Source organism: Kitasatospora sp. NPDC088548 (genome assembly GCF_044753005.1).
GTDB lineage: Bacteria > Actinomycetota > Actinomycetes > Streptomycetales > Streptomycetaceae > Kitasatospora.
Genome location: NZ_JBIVMI010000049.1, coordinates 17,545 through 37,158 on the forward strand (window position 1 = coordinate 17,545; position 19,614 = coordinate 37,158).

Below are 19,614 nucleotides of genomic sequence, written 5' to 3' on the forward strand. Positions count from 1 at the left end.
CTTCTGAACACCCGTCACCCGACGGTTATTCCCGAGGGCCCCGCCCGCGGCCCCTCGGGTTCAGCGGCGCTCGTAGACCAGGGCGGTGGCGATCGCCGCCAGCCCCTCGGCCCGGCCGGTCAGGCCGAGACCGTCGGTGGTGGTGCCGGAGACCGAGACCGGCGCGCCCACCGCCGCCGAGAGCGCGGCCTGCGCCTCGTCCCGGCGCTTGCCGATCTTCGGCCGGATCCCGATCACCTGGACCGAGACGTTGCCGATCTCGAATCCCGCCGCGCGGACCAGCCGGGCCGCCTCGCCGAGCAGCGTCACGCCGGACGCGCCGGACCACTCCGGCCGGTCGGTACCGAAGTGCGCGCCCAGATCGCCGATCCCGGCGGCCGAGAACAGTGCGTCGCAGGAGGCGTGCGCGGCCACGTCGGCGTCCGAGTGCCCGGCCAGGCCGTACTCGGCGCCCGGCCACTCCAGGCCGGCCACCCAGAGCGGGCGCCCGGCCTCGAAGGCGTGCACATCGGTGCCGATGCCGATACGGGGCAGGACCGGGTCAGTAGCCATCGGAGGCCCTCCTGCGGGCGAGTACGGCCTCGGCGAGCACGAGGTCCAGCGGACGGGTCACCTTGAACGCCTCCTCGTGGCCGGGCACCACGACCACCGGGCCGCCGAAGCGCTCCACCAGGCCGGCGTCGTCGGTGACCGGCGGCAGCGCGCCCGCGCCGCCCGCGCTCTCCTCGGCCAGCGCCTTGGCGTGCACCTCGACCAGCGTCGTCCGGCGGAAGCCCTGCGGGGTCTGGACCGCGCGCAGAGTGGCCCGGTCGGGCGTGTCGAGCACCGGTTCCGGCCCGCCGGACCTCGGCTCGACCCGCTTCACGGTGTCGGCGAGCGGCACGGCGGGCACCACGGCCTCGGCCCCGCCCCGGACGGCGGCCGCGACGGCGTCCACCACCTCGACCGGGACGAGCGGGCGGGCCGCGTCGTGCACCAGGACGATCTCCACCTCGGCCGGGATCACGGCGAGGCCGAGCCGGACCGACTCCTGGCGGGTCGCCCCGCCGGCCACCACCCGGATGTCCTTGCCGTCCAGACCGTGACTGTCGAGCAGGGCGGCCACCTCGGCCACCCCGTCCGCCGGCGCGGCCACCACGACCAGGCCGACCGCCCGGCTGCGGGCCAGCGCCCGCACGGCGTGCACCAGGAGCGGCACTCCGCCCAGTTCCCGCAGGGCCTTGGGGGCGCCGGGCCCCAGCCGCTCGCCGCGTCCGGCGGCGGGCACCACTGCTGCTGCGACTGCTGCTGTGGCGTTCAGGTTTCACTCCTTCGGCGAAGTGGGTATGGCCATGGCGTGCACGACGGGCGGGTGGACCCCTTCCGAAGAACCATGGTCCCGCCGCCCGCAGAACAGCAGAAACGATCTTGCATGCCCGGGTCGGCTCGGGGTGAGAGGCGTCATCCGGACACGCCTCAGCGCCCGAGGTGTCAATGCACCACTCGCAGGACATCACATCCGGTGAGTGGCGCGCCGACATCGGGCGCTGTGAGCGGGCGGGCGGCAGCCCGACTGCGCTACGAGGCGAGGACCTCGTCGAGCAGCGTCTCCGCCTTGTCCTCGTTGGTGTTCTCGGCCAGCGCCAGCTCGCTGACGAGAATCTGGCGAGCCTTGGCGAGCATGCGCTTCTCGCCGGCCGAGAGACCGCGCTCGCGCTCGCGACGCCAGAGATCGCGCACAACCTCGGCGACCTTGATAACGTCACCCGAGGCGAGCTTCTCCAGGTTCGCCTTGTAGCGACGGGACCAGTTGGTCGGCTCTTCGGTGTACGGTGCGCGGAGCACCTCGAAGACCCGGTCCAGACCTTCCTGGCCGACCACATCGCGAACGCCGACGAACTCCGCGTTCTCAGCGGGCACGCGGAGCGTCAGGTCTCCCTGCTGCACCTTGAGCACCAGGTAGGTCTTGTCCACACCTTTGATCTGGCGAATTTCGATGGCCTCGATCAGCGCGGCCCCGTGATGGGGGTAGACCACCGTGTCGCCAACCTTGAACGTCATGTGACAGGACCCCTTCCGTGGCTTTCCAGAATAACACGCTTTTCGGCGCACCCGAAGGGCGTTTTCGCAGGTCAGGGCCGGTCTCGGGGCTTGACAAGGACCCCCATGACGTGCTGCGACCGGCCTTCGGCGGGGGCTTCCCGCAGGTCGGAGGCGGTTCCGGCGCTTGCCGAAACCTGCGGCAACACTCCCGAAACCGTGATTGGATCTTGGGTTTTCACCGTTTATCGGGCCGTTTCCCGATCGTGATCCGATCTTGGTCGACTGTTGACCTGAACACGCGGAAGTGCCGCCGTATGGGGGCCCCACGAACCTTCGGCGCACGACACGGGGGACCACCCCGTGAGGGGCGTATAAGTGGGGTCGATAATCTGAGGCCTGACCATCCGCCACGCGACCTAGGAGAAGCCGCCGCCGTGAGCCGCAGCCTTCGACGCGGCAGCATCGCCGCCATCGCCGCCCTTGCCATCGTTTCGCTGTCCTCCTGCGCGGCCGGCAACACGCCGGAAACTCTGGAGATCAAGCCCGACAACGCCTCGGCGACACTCGGCACCACCCTCCGACTGAACAACATCGTCGTCGTGACCGGGGACGAGTCCTCGGGCGAGCACACCGGCCCCGCCAATGTGACGGTGAACATCAGCAACACCGGGACCGAGCCGGCCGAGCTGCAGTCCATCACCGTCGGCAACGGTGCCGGCGCGGTCTTCGCCGACGACAAGGGCGCTCCGCTGAGCAGCATCGTCGTCCCGGCCGGCGGCGCGGTGCTGCTCGGCGGGAGTGGCAACCCGTCCGCCAAGGTCGCTTCCGTCAGCGTGAACGTCGGCGGCTTCGTGCCCACCGCCTTCGCCTTCAAGGACGGGAGCAAGGTCGAGACCCAGGCCGCCGTCAGCCCGAACAAGGGCCTGTACAAGGGCTGGGGCCCGACCGCCGGCCCGGCGGCCGCGCCGTCCAAGGCCGCCGGCTCCCCGGCCGCCACCACCCCGGGGGCGACCGCCCCGGTGACGACACCCGCCGGTGCGACCACGCCGTCCGGTGCCACCACCACCCCCGCCGGCACCCACTGACGTCCGCCCGCCCGGGCGCGGCAGTACGAGAAGACCCCCTCCGGCGCTTGCCGGAGGGGGTCTTTCGTCTGGCCCGGCACCGGTTCGGTGGCCGGTGCCGGGCCAGACGCGGTTTACGGCTCGAACTTGTAGCCGAGGCCACGCACGGTGACCAGGTAGCGCGGCGCGCCCGGGTCCGGCTCGATCTTCGCCCGCAGTCGCTTGACGTGGACGTCCAGGGTCTTGGTGTCGCCGACGTAGTCCGCGCCCCAGACCCGGTCGATCAGCTGCATCCGGGTGAGCACCCGGCCGGCGTTGCGCAGCAGCATCTCCAGCAGGTCGAACTCCTTCAGCGGCAGGTCGACCTTGGCACCGTCCACCGTGACCACGTGCCGGTCGACGTCCATCCGGACCGGGCCCGCCTCCAGCGCGCCGGGGCCGCCGCCGTTGTCACCGGCGCCGCCGTCCTCGCCGCGGCGGCGCAGCACCGCGCGGATCCGGGCGACCAGCTCCCGGGTGGAGTACGGCTTGGTGACGTAGTCGTCCGCGCCTATCTCCAGGCCGACCACCTTGTCGATCTCGCTGTCCTTGGCGGTGACCATGATCACCGGGACGTTCGAGCGCACTCGGAGCTGGCGGCAGACCTCGGTGCCGGGCAGCCCCGGCAGCATCAGGTCGAGCAGGACGAGGTCGGCGCCGTTCCGTTCGAACTGCTCGAGCGCGTCGGGGCCGGTGGCGGCGATGGCCACCTCGAAGCCTTCCTTGCGGAGCATGTACGAGAGAGCGTCGCTGAACGACTCCTCGTCCTCGACCACCAGTACTCGGGTCACGATCAGGCCTCCGGGGCAAGCTGGGTTGTCTCTGACAGGGGTTCTTCCCGCTCCCCGGCGGGGAGCGACCGGTCCGCGCGGCCCGTGCTGGCCGTCCGGTCCGTGGTGAGGGTCCTCGGTGCCGCCGGCGACGCCGTGGTGGCGGTCGGTCCGGCGTCGGTCGTGTCGGTGGCGGGGGCCTGACCGGCGGGCAGGCGCAGGGTGAAGGTGGAACCCTGGCCCTCGACGCTCCACACCGAGACCGTACCGCCGTGCGAGGCGGCCACGTGCTTGACGATGGAGAGGCCGAGGCCGGTGCCGCCGGTGGCCCGGGAGCGGGCCGGGTCGACGCGGTAGAAGCGTTCGAAGACCCGCTCGCGGTCCTTCTCGGAGATGCCCATGCCCTGGTCGGTCACCGAGATCTCGATCAGCTCGCCGTCGGCCTCGCCGAGCGCGGCGGCGCTGGAGATCCGGCGGGTGGCGATCGCGACCCTGGTCCGCGGCGGGCTGTAGTTGACGGCGTTCTCGACCAGGTTGCCGAGGGCGGCGGCCAGCTGGCCGCGGTTGCCGTACAGGTAGAGGCCGGCGATGCCGCCGGCGGCGATCAGGATCTGCTTGGCGGCGGCCTGCTGGCGGCAGCGGTCGATCGCCTCGACGATCAGTTCGTCCACCGCGACCGGCTCGGGGTCGACCATCAGCCGGTCGTCCTGGACCCGGGAGAGGTCGATGATCTCCTGCACCAGGCTGGCCAGCCTGGTCGCCTCGATCTGCATCCGGCCGGCGAAGCGCTGGACCGCCTCCGGGTCGTCCGCCGCGTCGGCGACCGCCTCGGAGAGCAGCGACAGGGCGCCGACCGGGGTCTTGAGCTCATGGCTGACATTGGCGACGAAGTCGCGCCGGACCGCCTCGACCCGGCGGCGCTCGGTCTGGTCCTCGACCAGGACCAGGACCAGCCGGGAGCCCAGCGGGGCCACCCGCACCGACACCGCGAGCGGTTCGACGGCGCGCGCGGTGCCCGGGCGCGGCAGCTCCAGCTCGACCTGGCGGATCTCGCCGTCCCGGCGGGTGGCGCGGGCCAGCGAGAGCATCTGGTCGACGGCGACCGCGCCGCCCCGCACCAGGCCCATCGCGTACGCCGCCGAGCTGGCCTTGACCACCTCGTCGCCGTCGCCGAGCACGATCGCGCAGGAGCGCAGCACGGAGAGCACCGTGTCGACCCCCGGAGGCAGCGGGGCCTCATGGGTGGGGGCGCTCAGCCCCTGGTGCCGACCACTGCTTCTGCCGCTGGTGCCGCTGTTCCTGCCCCTGGCCTGTTCGCGCTCGCTCCAGCGGAATGCGATGGAGGCCGTGAGGCCGACTCCGAGCCCGGCTATGGCGCAGGCAGCGGCGGCGGCCACATTCACGTCCATGCGGCCAGCCTAAGCGCACGGCCAGGGCGCTCCCCAAGGATCGGATCAAGGCATCGGCTGGACGTTGCCGAGAATTCACCTTCACGTAGCTGCCGGTTCACCGCACGGGTCGTGCGTGGTCGCCCGGACGGCCCAGAGTTGGCCGGGCAGCCAGTGCGGGAAGGGGCGACGGACCGGACACCCGCCTGTCGCCCCCGGTGCGCGCGTACGATTCGCGCCACCAGCAGCGGTTACCCGAAGGCCGGACCGACGGTCGTACGGGACGACCGGTCGGCACCGCCACCGACACAGCTACTGAGGAGAGAGCATGCGCGACGCGTACCACGAGGAACTCGACTCGATCGGCGACAGCCTGGTCGAGATGGCCCGGCTGGTCGGTTCGGCCCTGGGCCGGGCCACCACCGCGCTCCTCGATGCGGACCTGGCGCTGGCGGAGAGCGTGATCGCCGCCGACGAGAAGGTCAACGACCTGCACCATGACCTGGAGAACCGGGCCATCGACCTGCTCGCCCGCCAGCAGCCGGTCGCCACCGATCTGCGCATCGTCGTCACCTCGCTGCGGATGAGCGCCGACCTGGAGCGCTGCGGCGACCTGGCCCGGCACGTGGCCAAGGTGGCCCGGCTGCGCTACCCCGAGTCGGCGGTGCCGGCGGACCTGCACGCGACGGTGCTGGAGATGGGGCAGCTCGCCCAGCGTCTGGTGGCCAAGGTCGGCCTGGTGATCGCCACCAAGGACGTCGACAAGGCACTGGAGCTGGAGCAGGACGACGACGCGATCGACGCGCTGCACCGCGAACTGTTCGCGCACCTGATCGACGACCGCTGGCACCACGGCATCGAGACGGCCGTCGACGTCACCCTGGTCGGCCGCTACTACGAGCGGTTCGCGGACCACGCGGTGTCGGTCGCCAAGCGGGTGGTGTACCTGGTCACCGGTGAGCACGTGGACGAGTTCGTGGCCTCCACGGAGGCCGCCGCCGCCGCTGGGGAGTGAGGCCGCCGGGGGCCTCGGCGCCTGGGCCCCCGGGGTGGGGCCTCAGGGGTGGGGCCCCGGCGACGGGGCTCCCCCCGGAGGGTGAGTAAACCTCGAACAGGAGTGGTGGGGGCGCACGACCTCTCGGGCTCCCCACCACTGCGCGCCTGTTGACGCTCCCTCCGATTGGCGGTTTCACTCGATGCCGTAGGCACCGAAGTGTGCCCGTCACAAGGAGGAGCCAGCGCGATGAAGGCAAACCCGACCCGACCGGCACCGGCACACGCCACCGTTGAGCCGCCCACCCCGAACCTGCTGCCCGTCCTCGCGGCCGGCTGCGGTTGTGGCCCGGGCTGCGGCTGCGGCTGCCAGTCCGGCGCCCCCTGCCAGTGCGGTGGCGTCAGCGGCGGCTGCTGCGGCCACTGAGAACCCTGCACCCCCGAGGCCCCGCACCCCGGGGCCCTGAGCGCCTGCGCGGCCGCTTTTACGTCCACCTGATGCCGGAACAGCCGGCACCGGGCCCGGAAGGCGATCGGGGAGGTGTTCAAGCCCCGGGATCACCAAGGCTGACGGCCCACAGCCGGCCCGGAAATGACGACGGCCCCTCACCAGCGCCATACGCGCAGGTGAGGGGCCGTTACGTCTTCGGGCTTACTTCTTGCCCTGGTTCTTGACCGCCTCGATGGCGGCGGCGGCGGCCTCCGCGTCGAGGTAGCGGCCGCCCTTGGTGACGGGCTTGAAGTCGGCGTCCAGCTCGTACACCAGCGGGATGCCGGTCGGGATGTTGAGGCCGGCGATGTCCTCGTCCGAGATGCCGTCGAGGTGCTTGACCAGCGCGCGCAGGCTGTTGCCGTGCGCGGTGACCAGGACGGTCCGGCCGGCGGCCAGGTCCGGCACGATGGCGTCGTACCAGTACGGGAGCATCCGCTCGACGACGTCCTTCAGGCACTCGGTGCGCGGACGCAGCTCGCTCGGGATGTCGGCGTAACGGGCGTCACCGGCCTGCGAGTACTCGGCGCCGTCGGCGAGCACCGGCGGCGGGGTGTCGTACGAGCGGCGCCAGAGCTGGAACTGCTCCTCACCGAACTCGGCCAGGGTCTGGGCCTTGTCCTTGCCCTGGAGCGCGCCGTAGTGCCGCTCGTTGAGGCGCCAGCTGCGGCTGACCGGGATCCAGTGGCGGTCGGCCTTGTCCAGGGCGATCTGCGAGGTCCGGATCGCGCGGCGCAGCAGCGAGGTGTGCAGCACGTCGGGGAGCAGACCCTCGGCGGCGAGGAGCTCGCCACCGCGCGCGGCCTCCTTCTCGCCCTTCTCGTTGAGGTCGACGTCGACCCAACCGGTGAACAGGTTCTTCTGGTTCCACTGGCTCTCGCCGTGACGGAGCAGGATGAGTCGGTACGTCGTGTCAGCCATGGCCCCCAGCTTAGTGGAGCCCGGAAAACCCCTGGTCGGGACCTATGGCCATGTGTAATGTGTGCTCAGCAGTTTTGACTCTTACCTATCTGCTGGGCGGTTCCGCCTGCCCCGCCCAGCGGACACCCTGCCAACGCCGCCTGCCGCCCCGGGGAGCCCCGCATGCCCGCCTCGTCCGACCTGCCCCTCACCGACCGGATCCGAAGAGCGGCGGGCGAGACGATGGGCGGGCTGCCCCGGCAGTTCTGGTGGCTCTGGACCTCGACCCTGATCAACAAGCTCGGCGGGTTCGTGGTCCCGTTCCTGTCGCTCTATCTGACCACCAGCCGGGGCTATCCGCCCTCGTACGCGGGCCTGGTCGCGGCGCTCTTCGGCCTGGGTTCGTCGATCTCGGCGGTGGGCGCCGGCGTGCTGACCGACCGGATCGGGCGCCGCCCCACACTGGTCGCCGCCCAGTTGGGCACCGCCCTGTTCACGGCGGTGCTCGGCTTCACGGACGGTCAGGTGGCCATCGCCGTGGTCGTCTTCCTGGTCGGCCTCTGCAACAACGCGACCCGGCCGGCCACCTCGGCGATCATCGCGGACATCGTGCCCCCCGAGGACCGGGTCCGCGCCTACTCGCTGAACTACTGGGCGATCAACATCGGCTTCGGCCTCTCGGCGGCGGCCGCCGGCCTGATCGCCACCCACGGCTACCTCACTCTCTTCCTGCTGGACGCGCTCTCCACCCTGATCTGCGCGGTGGTGATCTTCATCCGGATCCCGGAGACCAGGCCGGCCGAGCCGGTCGGCCGCCCGGACGAACCGAGGATCGGCCTCGGCACGGTGTTCCGGGACACCCGCTTCATGACGGTGGTGGCGCTCAACCTGCTGCTCGCCCTGGTCGCCCAGCAGGGCAGCACCACGCTCGCCGTGGACATGGGCCTGGCGGGCATCACCTCCGTCCAGTACGGCCTGGTGATCGGGCTCAACGGTCTGCTGATCGTGCTGCTGCAGATCCCGCTCACCCGGTGGATGGAGGGCCGCGACCGGACGGCCCTGCTGGTCGCCAGCGCGCTGTTCATCGGCTGGGGCTTCGGGCTGACCGCGCTCGCCGGGTCGTCCGCGTGGTTCTACGCGTTCACCGTCGCGGTGTGGACGATCGGCGAGATCCTGAACGCGCCGACCATGATGGGCCTGATCGCGGAGTTGTCACCGACCCACGCCCGAGGCCGCTACCAGGGCGTCTATTCGCTTTCCTGGTCGCTCGCCTCGTTCCTGGGCCCGGCGGTCGGCGGTGTGCTGCTGGAGTGGGTCGGCAGCACGGCGGTGTGGGGCTCCTGCGCGGTCTGCGGCACGGTGGCGGCGGCCGGGTACGCGGTGCTGGGCCGGCGGCCCGGAGCGGCGGCGGCCGCCGCCGTCCCGGGCCGCCGGAACGGCACGACGGCGGTCGGCGGCCCCGCCGACACCGGGCCCGAGCCGGCGTCGGCGTCGGCGTCGGCGTCGGCCTCCACGGGCTCCTGAGCGGCGGCCGGGCCGATCGTTACTCGGCCGCCGGGGCGGCGAGGTGGGCGAAGGCGGCCAGGTTGCGGGTGGACTCCCCGCGCTTGGTCCGCCACTCCCACTCGCGCCGGATGGCCGACGCGAAGCCCAGCTCCAGCAGTGTGTTGAAGGGCTCGTCGGCGTTCTCCAGCACCGTCCCGAGCAGCCGGTCGACGGTGTCCGCGGCCAGCGCCTCCAGGGGCAGCCGGCCTGCCAGGTAGACGTCCCCGAGCTGGTCGATCGCGTAGGCGACGCCGTACAGCCGGGTGTTGCGTTCCAGCAGCCAGCGGTAGACGCCCTCGTGGTTCTCGTCCGGGCGGCGGATCACGAAGGCGTTCACCGAGAGGGTGTGGTCGCCGACCCGCAGGGCGCAGGTGGTGCTCAGCTTGCGGGTGCCCGGGAGGGTCGCGACCAGCGTGTACGGATCGGCGGTGGCCGGCTCCCAGGCCACCCCGGCGTCGTCCAGGGCGGTGCGCAGGAGGGTCAGGGCCTCGTCCTTGGTGCGGATAGCCATGAGGGTGACGTTACTCGGCGGTACCGGCCGCGCGCAGCAGCGACCGGCCCCGACCGGTGCCCGCGCTCAGGCCAGCCGCAGGCGGGAGCCGGTGAGCCGGCCCGCCGGCCTGGACAGGCTGCCCGCGTACACCTCGGCGGTGGCCGCCGCGGCGGTGTCCCAGCCGAAGCCGGCCGCGTGCCGGGCCGCCTCCTCGCCCCGCCGGGCGACCAGGCCCGGCTCGGTGGCGTACGGCTCCAGCGCGTGTGCCCAGGCCTGCGGGTCGTGGCCGTGGACCAGCGTGCCCGTCACGCCGTCCCGGACGGCGACCGGCAGACCGCCGACCGAGGCCGCCACCACCGGTGTGCCGCAGGCCTGCGCCTCCAGCGCGACCAGCCCGAAGGACTCGCTGTACGAGGGCATCACCAGCGCCGTCGCCGCGCGGTACCAGTCCGCCAGCTGACTCTGGCCGACCGGCGGGTGGAACCGGACCACGTCCCCGATGCCCAGCTGGGCGGCGAGCTTGTGCAGGCTCTCCGGCCTGGCCAGCCCGGTGCCGGACGGGCCGCCGACCACCGGCACCACCAGCCGCTCCCGCAGCCGGGGCCGCCGCTCCAGCAGCGCCGCGACCGCCCTCAGCAGCACGTCCGGCGCCTTCAGCGGCTGTATGCGGCCGGCGAAGAGCAGCACGGCGGAGTCCTGCGACAGGCCGAGCCGGGCCCGGGCGGCGCGGCCGTCCCCCGGGCGGAAGACGTCCAGGTTGACGCCCGGGTGGACGACGGCGAGCTGGTCCGGCCGGGCGGAGTAGTGCAGCGCCAGCTCGGCGGCCTCCTCGGTGGTGTTGGCGATCAGCCGGTCCGCGGCCTCCACCACCTGGGTCTCGCCGATCACCCGGGCGGCCGGCTCGGGGGTGTCCCCCTCGGCCAGCGCGGCGTTCTTGACCTTCGCCATGGTGTGCATGGTGTGCACCAGCGGCACGCCCCAGCGCTGGGCGGCCAGCCAGCCGACCTGGCCGGAGAGCCAGTAGTGCGAGTGCACCAGGTCGTAGTGGCCGGGGCGGTGGCCGGCCTCGGTACGGAGCACCCCGTGGGTGAAGGCGCAGAGCTGCGCCGGCAGGTCCTCCTTGAGCAGGCCCTCGTACGGCCCGGCGGTGACGTGCCGCACCAGCACGCCCGGGGCCAGCTCGACGGTGGGCGCGTCGTCCGAGCAGATCGACCGGGTGAACACCTCGACCTCGATGTTGAGGTCGGCGAGCCGCTTGGCCAGCTCCACGATGTAGACGTTCATCCCGCCCGCGTCGCCGGTGCCGGGCTGGTGCAGCGGCGAGGTGTGCACGCTGAGCATGGCTATCCGGCGGGGCCGGCGCTGGCGGCCGGTGACGAGCGACTGGAGCCGGCCGCGTACGGGCGGGGTCGGCTGGGCACGGCGTACCGAACGGACGGGGTGCTGGATCACCTGGCTGAAGCCTCCTCTGTGCTGCCCGGTCGCTGCAGCCTGCCTGCTGCCTGCTGTTCGGTCTGTGCGCTGCCGCCGGCGCCACACCGCCGCGTCGCGGGTGCGGCGCGGCGGCGTGCTGCCCCGTCCGGGCAGACATCGCCACCAGTGTGCCAACCACCAGGTCATCGATCGGCATTCCCGTCCCGGCACATGAGATGACGCACGCCCTGAGCGGGCGGGGCGGCCGGTGGTCGGGGCCCGGCCCGAGGCGGGCCGGGAGCGGGCGGGTCCGGAGGGCCGGCGGCCGGGCTCGGACGCGGAGGGCGGGTGGGCGCGCGCGTACCCTTCTGGGCATGGCCGCCTCCTTCGACTCCGTGACCGCGCCCGCCCGAGGGCGGGCGGGGCGGCCGGTGGGGACGGTCACCCGGGGCACCACCAACACCAACCGGCTGCGGCGGATGGACCGCTGGATCGCGCACACGCTGGGCCACGCGTTGCGGTCCGCCGACCGGCCCCCGGTGGCCGTCGACCTCGGATACGGCGCCGCGCCCTGGACGGCGGTCGAGCTGGCCGGACGGCTGCGCGCGGTACGGCCGGACGTCCGGGTGGTGGGGATCGAGATCGAGCCGGAGCGGGTCGCGGCGGCACTGCCGTACGCCCAGCCGCCGCTGCTGACCTTCCGGCGCGGCGGGTTCGAGGTGCCGCTGGACGGCGGCGCGCCCGCCCGGCTGATCAGGGCCGCCAATGTGCTGCGGCAGTACGACGAGGCGGCGGTGGCCGGGGTGTGGGAGCGGCTCTGCGCCCGGCTGGCGCCGGACGGGCTGCTGGTCGAGGGGACCTGCGACGAGATCGGGCGGCGGCACGTCTGGGTCGCGCTCGGCCCGGAGGGGCCCCGCACGGTGACCTTCGCGGCGCGGCTCGGCGGCCTCGGGCAACCGTCCGACCTGGCCGAACGGCTCCCGAAAGCACTGATCCACCACAATGTGCCGGGCCGGCCGGTGCACGCCTTCCTCACCGACTTCGACCGGGCCTGGGCGGCGGCCGCGCCGTACGGGGCGTTCGGCGCCCGGCAGCGCTGGGTGGCGGCGTGCACGGCGCTGTCGGGCAGCTGGCCGCTGGTGGACGCGCGCGGGCGATGGCGCCAGGGCGAGGTCACCGTGCCGTGGACGGCGCTCGCGCCGTAGCGGGCGTTGCCTCCAGCCGGCAGACGATGGCGGGCGGCGGGGCGGCACCGGCAGGAGCTGGTGAGCGATCCCAGGGATTCACTCGAACGAGTTATCGAATACCTCTGGCATGTTGACGCCTTGTCACGCCACCATGGAGGCATCCGATCGGCGCCACCACCGTCGCTCGGGCCCCACCCTGCTCAGTCGTTCCGCTCGAACCCGCGCAACTCGTCCGCCACCCGCAACGCCCGCTCGAACACCCCGTACGTCTCCCTTCCGAACAGCACGAACCGCACTTCCTCCAGCTCTACCGCTTCGCCCGTCCTGTCGCCGCGCACCACCTCGGCGACGGTGCCCACGGCGATCCGGGCCGCATCCTCCAGCGGCCACCCGTACACCCCGGCCGACACGGCCGGGAAGGCCACCGTGCCCGCGCCGAGTTCCACCGCCACCCGGATCGACTCGCGGTAGCAGGAGGCCAGTTGCTCCGCCCTCTTGTCGTACTCGTCCGCCCAGTAGACCGGCCCCACGGTGTGCACCACCCAGCGGGCCGGCAGCCGCCCCGCCGTCGTCCCCACCGCCTGCCCGGTGGGCAGCCCCTTGCCGTAATGCGAGGCTCGAAGCCGGCGGCACTCCTCCAGAATCTGCGGCCCGCCCTTGCGGTGGATCGCACCGTCCACCCCGCCACCGCCCAGCAGAGAGGAGTTGGCCGCATTCACCACCGCGTCCACCCGCTGTTCCGTGATGTCACCCTCGACCAGGGTGATCCGCGTCACCATCGCGTGCTCCTTCTCCGCCCGCCCGCGCGTCCCCGGTACGGGCCTCATCCGTCGTCCACGTCCATTCACCACACCGCCACCGGCGTGGCAATAGCCACAACGGTGCCGGTCGGCCAGAGAAATCCCCGGAGATCACGTTATGGTCGCGAGAAGTTCCCCGCCGCACCGTGCCAGGCGGGCACTGCGGACGGGCGCCGGCCGTTACGCACTCGGGGAAAGGGAGGATCGACCGATGCCCGCAACGGGAGACGGGCGGGCACCTGGTGCCGCTGACCTGACGGGCGCCCTCAACGGCGCTCTCTCCGGCCATGCCCGCAACCGCCCAGGCCCCGCCGAACGGTCCGTGGGCCCGGCCACGGCCACCGCGCCGATACCGCACCCCCGGTCGGACGCCGCGGCCGCCACCTCCCTCTGGCACTCCCCGGCCGGACGTTCCGCACCCTCCGCCGCCCCGCTCAAGCTGCTGGTGATCGAGGACGACGCCTCCGACGCCCAGTTGATCAGGGCGGCGGTGGCCGACAGCGGCACCTCCATCGAGATCCACTGGGCCCGCGGCCTGGACCAGGCCACCGAGCTGCTGGCCCCCGCCCCGCCGTGGAACCGGCGCGGCCGACCGCGCGGCTCCGACTTCAGCTGCGTCCTGCTCGACCTCGCCGCACCCGCCGACCTGCCGCACCCCTCGGACGCCTCCGACGGTCTGGAGGGCCTGCACGAGCTGCTCCGCCGAGCCCCGCACACCGCGGTCGTGGTGCTCACCGACGCCGCCGGGGCCGAACTGGGCGCCGCCGCCGTGGCCGCCGGAGCCCAGGACTTCCTGATCAAGCACGAGACGGACGGCCCCCTGCTGGCCCGGGCCCTGCGGTACGCGGTGGAGCGCAAACGCGCCGACGAGTCGCAGCGCCGACTGGTCGAGGCGGAGCTGCGCGGCCAGGAGAACGCCCGGCTCCAGCGCCATCTGCTGCCCACCCCGCTGCTGGACGGCGCCGGCCTCTCCTTCACCCGGCGCTACCGCCCGGGTCGCCGCCGCGCCCTGCTCGGCGGCGACTTCTACGATGCCGTCCGCACCGACGACGGCAGCGTCCACGTGGTGATCGGGGACGTCTGCGGGCACGGCCCCGACGAGGCCGCCCTCGGAGTGGCGCTCCGGATAGCGTGGCGCACCCTCGTCTTCGCCGGTCTCACCGGGGAGACGCTGCTGACCACCCTCCAGCACGTTCTGGAGCACGAACGACGCAGCGACGAGATCTTCGCGACGCTCTGCATGCTGGTCATCGAGCCCGGCGGTGCGTCCGGCGAGCTGGACTCGCTGGGTGCTGTCGAGCACGCCCGGCTCTACCTCGCCGGGCACCCCGCTCCGCTGCTGCTCGGCCATGACCACAAGCCCGAGATGCTTCCGTCCGACCTCGCCGGGCCCGCGCTCGGCCTGCTGCCGTGCGACGACGGCCAGGCCGTCTGGCCGTCGCACCGGTTCGAACTCCGTCGCGGCTGGCGGCTGCTGCTGTACACCGACGGGCTGATCGAGGGCCGGGTCGGAGCCGGCTCCCGCCGCCTCGGCCAGGACGGGCTGGCGGATCTGGTCGGCGACCACCAGTCCGCCGGGCTGACCAGGGGTCGGCTGGTGGACAGCGCGATCGCCGAGGTCGAGGAGCTGAACGGCGGCGCGTTGACGGACGACGTCGCCGTCCTGCTGCTGGAGCGCAACCCGGTCCAGCTGATCCTGGGCTGACGCGGCACCGGAGCAGCGGCGTCCGGCTGACCGTCCCGGTGACCGGAGCCCTGCGCACAAAGCCCCGGCGCTCGGGGTGGTCCCGCGCGCCGGGGCTCGCTGTTCGTCTGGGCCGACCGGTCTACCAGGGTCCGTACGGCCCCATGTTGCGCCGGTCGCCGCGCCCGCCGCCGCGGTTGGTCAGCTCCCGGATCGCCGGGCGCACGTCGACCATGTAGACGATCGCGGCGACCAGGCCGCCCAGGGTCAGGAAGCTGGTCAGGAAGTTCGCCCCGAACAGCAGATCGAGACCGAAGGCGATCCCCAGGATCGCCAACCAGAACGGCTTGGTCTTCTTGTCCGCCGCCCGGTAGGCGTCCTCCGGGCGGGCGGCCGCGTCGATCAGTGCGAAGAGCTTGAAGCCCAGAATCGCCACGGCCAGCCACCAGAACGGATTCAGGTAAGCCAAGTCCAGGATCTGACCCACTCCGCCCATCACGGTCTCCTCTGTGTCTCGGCTCCGGCGTCCCGGTCCCACCCATCCTGGCACGGTGAACCGTCCGCCGAGGTGTCAACGTCCCGGGGCCACCGGATGTGCCCCGGACCACTGCTCCGCGACCGGCCTTCGACCGGTCCGGGCCGGAGCGGCTACTCGGCCGCCCCGCTGCTCTTCCGGGCGCGGGGGCCCTTCTTCGGCCCGGACTCCTCGGCGGCCCCGGCCGGCGCACCGTCCTCGACCAGCTCTGCCTCGACCAGTTCGGCCTCGACCGGCTCCTGCTCGGTCTCCGCCCGCTCCGGCTGCTGGTCCCGCGCCGGCTCGGTGAGCGCGTCCGCGCCACCCGGACGGCCCCGGTCCACCACGCCCTTGCCGCGCTCGGCCAGCTCGTCGTACGTCTCCTTGGCCTTCACCGCCAGCTCGACCGCCCGGCCCACCTGCTGGAGGGCGAAGGTCTGTGCCTTCTCCTGGAGCACCTTGAGGTCGGTGGGCAGGGTGGTCACGGTACCCGCGACCTTCGCCTGCGCCTCGACCAGCCTGGCCTGCGCCTCCTGGAGCTTGACCGTGGCCTTCTCCTGCGTGCCCCTGCGGTCCGCGGCGATCGCCTCGACCTTCCCCGGGACCTCGCGCAGCTTCTCGTAGGCGAGGTCTCCCGCGCCGGCCAGGGCGTAGAGCGGGGTCGGGTCGCTCAGGGTCTTCTTGATCTCGTCAGTGATCGGCATGACCGGTCCTCCCGGTGTCTAGGTTGCTGGGCCGACGGTTTTCGGGCCATCGGTCGTGGGACCTGCGGTCCCGAGGCGATCGGCCTTCGAACCGTCGGCCTGCGGGCCACCGGTTTCCGGGCCGTCGGAGACCGCGCCCTGATGAGCGGCGTTCTCCTTGAGGAAAGCGTCGTAGACCGCGAGCAGCGCCTGCTTCTGCCGCTCGTTGATCAGCGGATCGGCCAGGATCGAGGCCCGTAGCTCCAGGCCCTCGTCCCGCCGCTCCTCCAGAATCCCGGCCTGGACGTACAGCGTCTCCGCCGAGATCCGCAGCGCCTTCGCGATCTGCTGCAGGATCTCCGCGCTCGGCTTGCGCAACCCTCGCTCGATCTGGCTGAGGTAGGGGTTGGACACGCCGGCGGCCTCCGCCAACTGCCGCAACGAGTACTGCGCATTTCGCCGCTGCTCGCGGATGTACTCGCCCAACGAGCCGACATTCAGTGAGGCCATGCGACCACCCTGCCCCACCCTGCTTGCATGTGCAAGCAGGGTGCTAACAACAGCAAACGCGCCGGACCGGGCCGGCGCAGTTCGCCCAGCTGCGCACCACCGTCCTGAGCCTGAGCGCGATAGGTGTCGTATTTGCACGACAACTGTCGCCATCCGGGTCCAGTCGGAAATTGTGGGGCGGTTTCGGGTGTGGCGCCGTAGATTGGCGCTATGCCCGACTTTGCGCATGACGAGGCCACGGCCCGGCGCGCTCTCGAAGTCATCGACCAGTTGCTGGCCGCCCGCGACAGGATGGCCTCCGGAGTGGGCGGCATCGGCTTCCTTCGCGAACACGAGGCAGTGGCACCAGTCGCGTGGAGCTGGTGGATGCTCATTTCGGACTCCGCCCGCGTGGTGGCAGAGGCGGCCAGGGACGGCAACGGGTTCGTCGTCGCACCGGTGATGCGGAACCTGATGACGCACGCGGTGGCGATGGCCTGGCTCGTCGACGGCGGCGACACTGCGGTGCAGGCCGTCGACGCCTACAGCGACGACCAGCTCCTCAAGCTGATCACTAACGCGAAGCGAGCTGGGTGGGATCTCGAGGGAGATGAGGTCGAGGCAAGCATCCGTGCCGCTGTCAACGAACGGACCGCCCACCCGGTCCCTGAGGTCGCCCGGCTGACGAACGAGATCCGCAACACCGCCGACTTGATGGCGGCGTTCGGGGAGCAGGAAGGCTATCTGCCCTACCGGCACCTCAGTTCCTACTCCCACACCACACGAGAGACGGCGCAGCTGTATCTCCATCCCACCCGGGCCGGCGGCTGGGAACTGCGCAACAAGCCCAGGGAGAGTGGCCTGAACGACGTCATTTGGACGGCCGTGTGCCTGATCCGGGCCGGCCGGATACTCGACTCCATCCTCAGCGAGCAGTTGCTAGCCGAGGAGCTTGACCAAGCCACCGCGCACCTCGGTGTCTCTGGAGACATCGTCCCGCGGCGTCGCCTTCGCCGGGGTGCCGCCAACTGACTTGGGCAACGCCCAGCTTCGGCGAGCAGGATGCCGATCCCGTCGCCACGGCGGGATAGCACCGTATCGGGGCACGCCTATCGACGCCGCCTCACCAGCAGATCCTCCAGGTCGGCGCAGTCGCGACCCGGCGCAGCGGCCGCAGCAGCCGCGTCGCCCTGTCCGGCTGGAGCTTCGAACGTGGCAGCAAGTGCAGCCCGGCCTGGGTGGAGTCGACGCCGAAACGGCGGCCCACAATCTCGGCGATCCGGCCAGCGTCCAGCACTGATCGAGCCAGCCAAACGCAGCCGGCGGTCTTCGCCCAGACGAACGGCTTGGGGTTCTTGTTCCACTCGTTGATCCAGCCGCGGATGTCCCGTTCGAGTTCGGCGACGCTGCGCTGGGCCGAGCGGCGGAGTTTGCGGCAGGCCAGTTCGGCGAACCATCGCTCGACGAGGTTGAGCCACCCTCCAGCGGATTCGCCAAGAATCGGGCCCGCAACTTGCGCACCGTCTCCCACGAGACACCCAGATCGAGCGCCGTGCGGTCGTCCTGCCCGGCGCGGGCGCGACCTGCGCGTTCGCCCAACCCTCCGCACACGCCAGCACGATCCTCGACCGCAACACCAACGCCTGAGACGCCGTCCGCTTACGCAACCAGCCACGCAGCACCTGGCGTTCGTGATCAGGCAACTCCAGCGACAACGGCTTCGGACCAGGCGCCACCCCATCCTATGACCGCCCTTGAATTCGGATTCAGGACACTAGCGCCTGGGGGTGCCGAGGATCTTCCCGAGCGTGATGGCCACATCGAAGTCCCGATCCCATGTGAGTGCGACGAGGTCGTCGAACTCCGCCTCAGGGCGGAGCAGATTGAGGACGTCGGCTTCGAATACTGAGCCCGGTTCTGCGAGGTCGAGCGCCTCGTCGTGGAAGCAGCGGTACGTGATGCGTGACCGGAACATGACCGAGTACCCACCGTCTACGAGCTCTCCCACGGAGACATCCCACTTCGCTTCAAGCGCCTGCAGTGTGCCGGCGATGTCGTCGGCGTTGAGCGGCTCGGTCAACAGATCCACTCCCACCGCTTCTCGGGCCGAATCCAACGGAAGCGTCTCGTCCCAGAGCACCGAGAGGTGGCGCTCGAAACCGATGTCCTCGCGAACTGTTTTGCCGAGCTCCAGGTAGTCGGTGTCCAGATGCGCACGCATCCAGCGGGTGATCCAGAGGATCGGGGCGCCGATCAGATTCGCCCGCAACGAGCCATTGCCTTCACCGTAGACAGATCCGCGGATGCTCGTCAGTAGCTCTTCGCAGTGGTAGTCCTTGCAGAACCGGAACAAGTGAGCCGACCGCCGTGGCATCCCGCCCCAGCGCGAAGACTGAGGGAGGGGGAAATCAGCCAGAATCGTCTCCAGCTCGCGTTGGAGTCCCGGCTTGGCGGCCGACAGCACGAGAGCGTCGTCGTTCTCGTCCCACCGCCCGGCGCCCTCATAGTCGAACTTCGCCTTGCACGAGGCATATATAATGGCTTGAGCACATGTATTGAACAGCTCCGTGCTCACCCGGTACGCAACCTCGCAGTGATAGTTGAGGTTGAATCGGTCGAGCTCTCCGTCGGCGACCCGCTCGAAGACATGCTTCGCCGACAGCACGTCTCTGGCGGCACGACCGAGGATCCGCTCGATCTCGCCGGACGAGCTGTCGGCGGAAGCTTCGTTGGGGCGCAGATCATCGGAGATCTCCTCGATTGCCGAGTCGAGCCGCTGAAGAGTTACCCGAAGCATGCCGCGTACGGTGTCGATACGGAGCCGCTGCGCCTCATCTTGGAGCAGCATCTGTTCAATGATCAGGTCGAGGTCCGCCAGGAAGGGGTAGCGGTCGCGCACAAGCGCGTGTCGTCGCCCTCGGGCGTTCTGCTTCGTGAACATCTCGGTTATGACAAGGCCGAGCGCAAAGATGTCCGCCGGCTTGCCGATACCGAGGGCGTTGTTCCTCACCATCTGCTCGGGAGCGAGGTAGTTCCGGTTCACTAACTGATCGTTTCAAAATGAGTTCAGCTCAGGGGCTTGGCAGTTGATGTGTTCGGGCGGCAGAGTGCTCCACGTGTCGGATGATCTTGTGCCTGAT

The 19,614-nt window shown here is 71.4% G+C and carries 19 protein-coding genes and 1 pseudogene; 6 read left to right on the forward strand and 14 right to left on the reverse strand.

Translation table 11 applies throughout. The features are described from left to right. Positions 1–60: 60 nt before the first annotated feature. The 3 genes from ispF to ACIP82_RS36375 form a co-directional block, all read right to left on the reverse strand. A complete protein-coding gene (gene ispF / locus ACIP82_RS36365; RefSeq protein WP_363612495.1) occupies positions 61–552 on the reverse strand; it encodes a 2-C-methyl-D-erythritol 2,4-cyclodiphosphate synthase in 492 nt (163 codons plus the stop codon). Further along, the gene (gene ispD / locus ACIP82_RS36370; protein WP_363612513.1) at positions 542–1,300 is read right to left on the reverse strand and encodes a 2-C-methyl-D-erythritol 4-phosphate cytidylyltransferase; all 759 of its coding nucleotides are present in this window, start codon (positions 1,298–1,300) and stop codon (positions 542–544) included. Before ispD ends, ispF begins: the two co-directional genes overlap by 11 nt. 257 nt (positions 1,301–1,557) lie before the next feature. Then, complete coding sequence (locus tag ACIP82_RS36375) at positions 1,558–2,040, reverse strand: CarD family transcriptional regulator (protein WP_030244332.1); 483 nt, start codon at positions 2,038–2,040, stop codon at positions 1,558–1,560. A gap of 416 nt (positions 2,041–2,456) precedes the next feature. On the opposite strand from ACIP82_RS36375, the gene ACIP82_RS36380 reads away from it, so the two are divergent. After that, a complete protein-coding gene (locus ACIP82_RS36380) occupies positions 2,457–3,107 on the forward strand; it encodes a DUF461 domain-containing protein (RefSeq protein ID WP_400659855.1) in 651 nt (216 codons plus the stop codon). 113 nt (positions 3,108–3,220) lie between these two features. On the opposite strand, the gene ACIP82_RS36385 is transcribed toward ACIP82_RS36380, so the two are convergent. After that, positions 3,221–3,916 carry a response regulator transcription factor gene (locus tag ACIP82_RS36385; RefSeq protein ID WP_363612491.1) on the reverse strand — a complete coding sequence of 232 codons (696 nt, stop codon included), beginning with the start codon at positions 3,914–3,916 and terminating at the stop codon, positions 3,221–3,223. Between the two features lie 2 nt (positions 3,917–3,918). Next, the gene (locus tag ACIP82_RS36390) at positions 3,919–5,304 is read right to left on the reverse strand and encodes an ATP-binding protein (protein ID WP_363612489.1); all 1,386 of its coding nucleotides are present in this window, start codon (positions 5,302–5,304) and stop codon (positions 3,919–3,921) included. Positions 5,305–5,611: 307 nt separating this feature from the next. Between ACIP82_RS36390 and phoU the strand changes: the two genes are divergently transcribed. Continuing rightward, positions 5,612–6,298, forward strand: a complete 687-nt coding sequence (gene phoU, locus ACIP82_RS36395; RefSeq protein WP_363612487.1) for a phosphate signaling complex protein PhoU — start codon at positions 5,612–5,614, stop codon at positions 6,296–6,298. Positions 6,299–6,928: 630 nt separating this feature from the next. Here phoU and ACIP82_RS36400 read toward each other — a convergent pair. Further along, positions 6,929–7,687, reverse strand: a complete 759-nt coding sequence (locus ACIP82_RS36400; RefSeq protein ID WP_400659861.1) for a phosphoglyceromutase — start codon at positions 7,685–7,687, stop codon at positions 6,929–6,931. A gap of 162 nt (positions 7,688–7,849) precedes the next feature. On the opposite strand from ACIP82_RS36400, the gene ACIP82_RS36405 reads away from it, so the two are divergent. Further along, positions 7,850–9,190: an MDR family MFS transporter gene (locus ACIP82_RS36405; protein ID WP_400659864.1), complete on the forward strand. Its 1,341-nt coding sequence runs from the start codon at positions 7,850–7,852 to the stop codon at positions 9,188–9,190. 19 nt (positions 9,191–9,209) lie between these two features. Here the strand turns inward: ACIP82_RS36405 and ACIP82_RS36410 are convergent, their stop codons facing one another. Continuing rightward, positions 9,210–9,722, reverse strand: a complete 513-nt coding sequence (locus ACIP82_RS36410) for a YbjN domain-containing protein (protein ID WP_363612481.1) — start codon at positions 9,720–9,722, stop codon at positions 9,210–9,212. 66 nt (positions 9,723–9,788) lie between these two features. Continuing rightward, on the reverse strand, positions 9,789–11,153 hold the full coding sequence (gene mshA / locus ACIP82_RS36415; RefSeq protein WP_400659881.1) for a D-inositol-3-phosphate glycosyltransferase: 1,365 nt from the start codon (positions 11,151–11,153) through the stop codon (positions 9,789–9,791). 338 nt (positions 11,154–11,491) lie between these two features. Here mshA and ACIP82_RS36420 point away from each other — a divergent pair, with 338 nt between their 5' ends. Next, positions 11,492–12,322 (forward strand): class I SAM-dependent methyltransferase, encoded by an 831-nt coding sequence (locus ACIP82_RS36420; RefSeq protein WP_400659868.1) that lies wholly within the window; start codon positions 11,492–11,494, stop codon positions 12,320–12,322. Positions 12,323–12,504: 182 nt separating this feature from the next. On the opposite strand, the gene ACIP82_RS36425 is transcribed toward ACIP82_RS36420, so the two are convergent. After that, a complete protein-coding gene (locus ACIP82_RS36425) occupies positions 12,505–13,083 on the reverse strand; it encodes an O-acetyl-ADP-ribose deacetylase (RefSeq protein WP_400659871.1) in 579 nt (192 codons plus the stop codon). Between the two features lie 232 nt (positions 13,084–13,315). Between ACIP82_RS36425 and ACIP82_RS36430 the strand changes: the two genes are divergently transcribed. Next, positions 13,316–14,809, forward strand: a complete 1,494-nt coding sequence (locus ACIP82_RS36430) for a SpoIIE family protein phosphatase (protein ID WP_363612473.1) — start codon at positions 13,316–13,318, stop codon at positions 14,807–14,809. Positions 14,810–14,930: 121 nt separating this feature from the next. Here the strand turns inward: ACIP82_RS36430 and ACIP82_RS36435 are convergent, their stop codons facing one another. The 3 genes from ACIP82_RS36435 to ACIP82_RS36445 all read right to left on the reverse strand — a co-directional run bounded on the left by ACIP82_RS36435 (position 14,931) and on the right by ACIP82_RS36445 (position 16,495). Next, complete coding sequence (locus ACIP82_RS36435) at positions 14,931–15,284, reverse strand: DUF2516 family protein (protein ID WP_363612471.1); 354 nt, start codon at positions 15,282–15,284, stop codon at positions 14,931–14,933. A gap of 152 nt (positions 15,285–15,436) precedes the next feature. Beyond that, entirely contained in the window at positions 15,437–16,006 is a 570-nt protein-coding gene (locus tag ACIP82_RS36440) for a hypothetical protein (protein WP_400659874.1), read from the reverse strand. Between the two features lie 18 nt (positions 16,007–16,024). Beyond that, positions 16,025–16,495, reverse strand: a complete 471-nt coding sequence (locus tag ACIP82_RS36445) for a helix-turn-helix transcriptional regulator (RefSeq protein ID WP_363612467.1) — start codon at positions 16,493–16,495, stop codon at positions 16,025–16,027. A gap of 210 nt (positions 16,496–16,705) precedes the next feature. On the opposite strand from ACIP82_RS36445, the gene ACIP82_RS36450 reads away from it, so the two are divergent. Next, positions 16,706–17,506 (forward strand): hypothetical protein, encoded by an 801-nt coding sequence (locus ACIP82_RS36450; RefSeq protein ID WP_400659876.1) that lies wholly within the window; start codon positions 16,706–16,708, stop codon positions 17,504–17,506. A 289-nt stretch (positions 17,507–17,795) separates the two neighbouring features. Here ACIP82_RS36450 and ACIP82_RS36455 read toward each other — a convergent pair. Continuing rightward, positions 17,796–17,963: pseudogene (locus ACIP82_RS36455) on the reverse strand (IS630 family transposase); the annotation flags it as partial. A gap of 285 nt (positions 17,964–18,248) precedes the next feature. Next, positions 18,249–19,517 (reverse strand): hypothetical protein, encoded by a 1,269-nt coding sequence (locus tag ACIP82_RS36460; RefSeq protein WP_400659878.1) that lies wholly within the window; start codon positions 19,515–19,517, stop codon positions 18,249–18,251. Between the last annotated feature and the right edge of the window lie 97 nt (positions 19,518–19,614).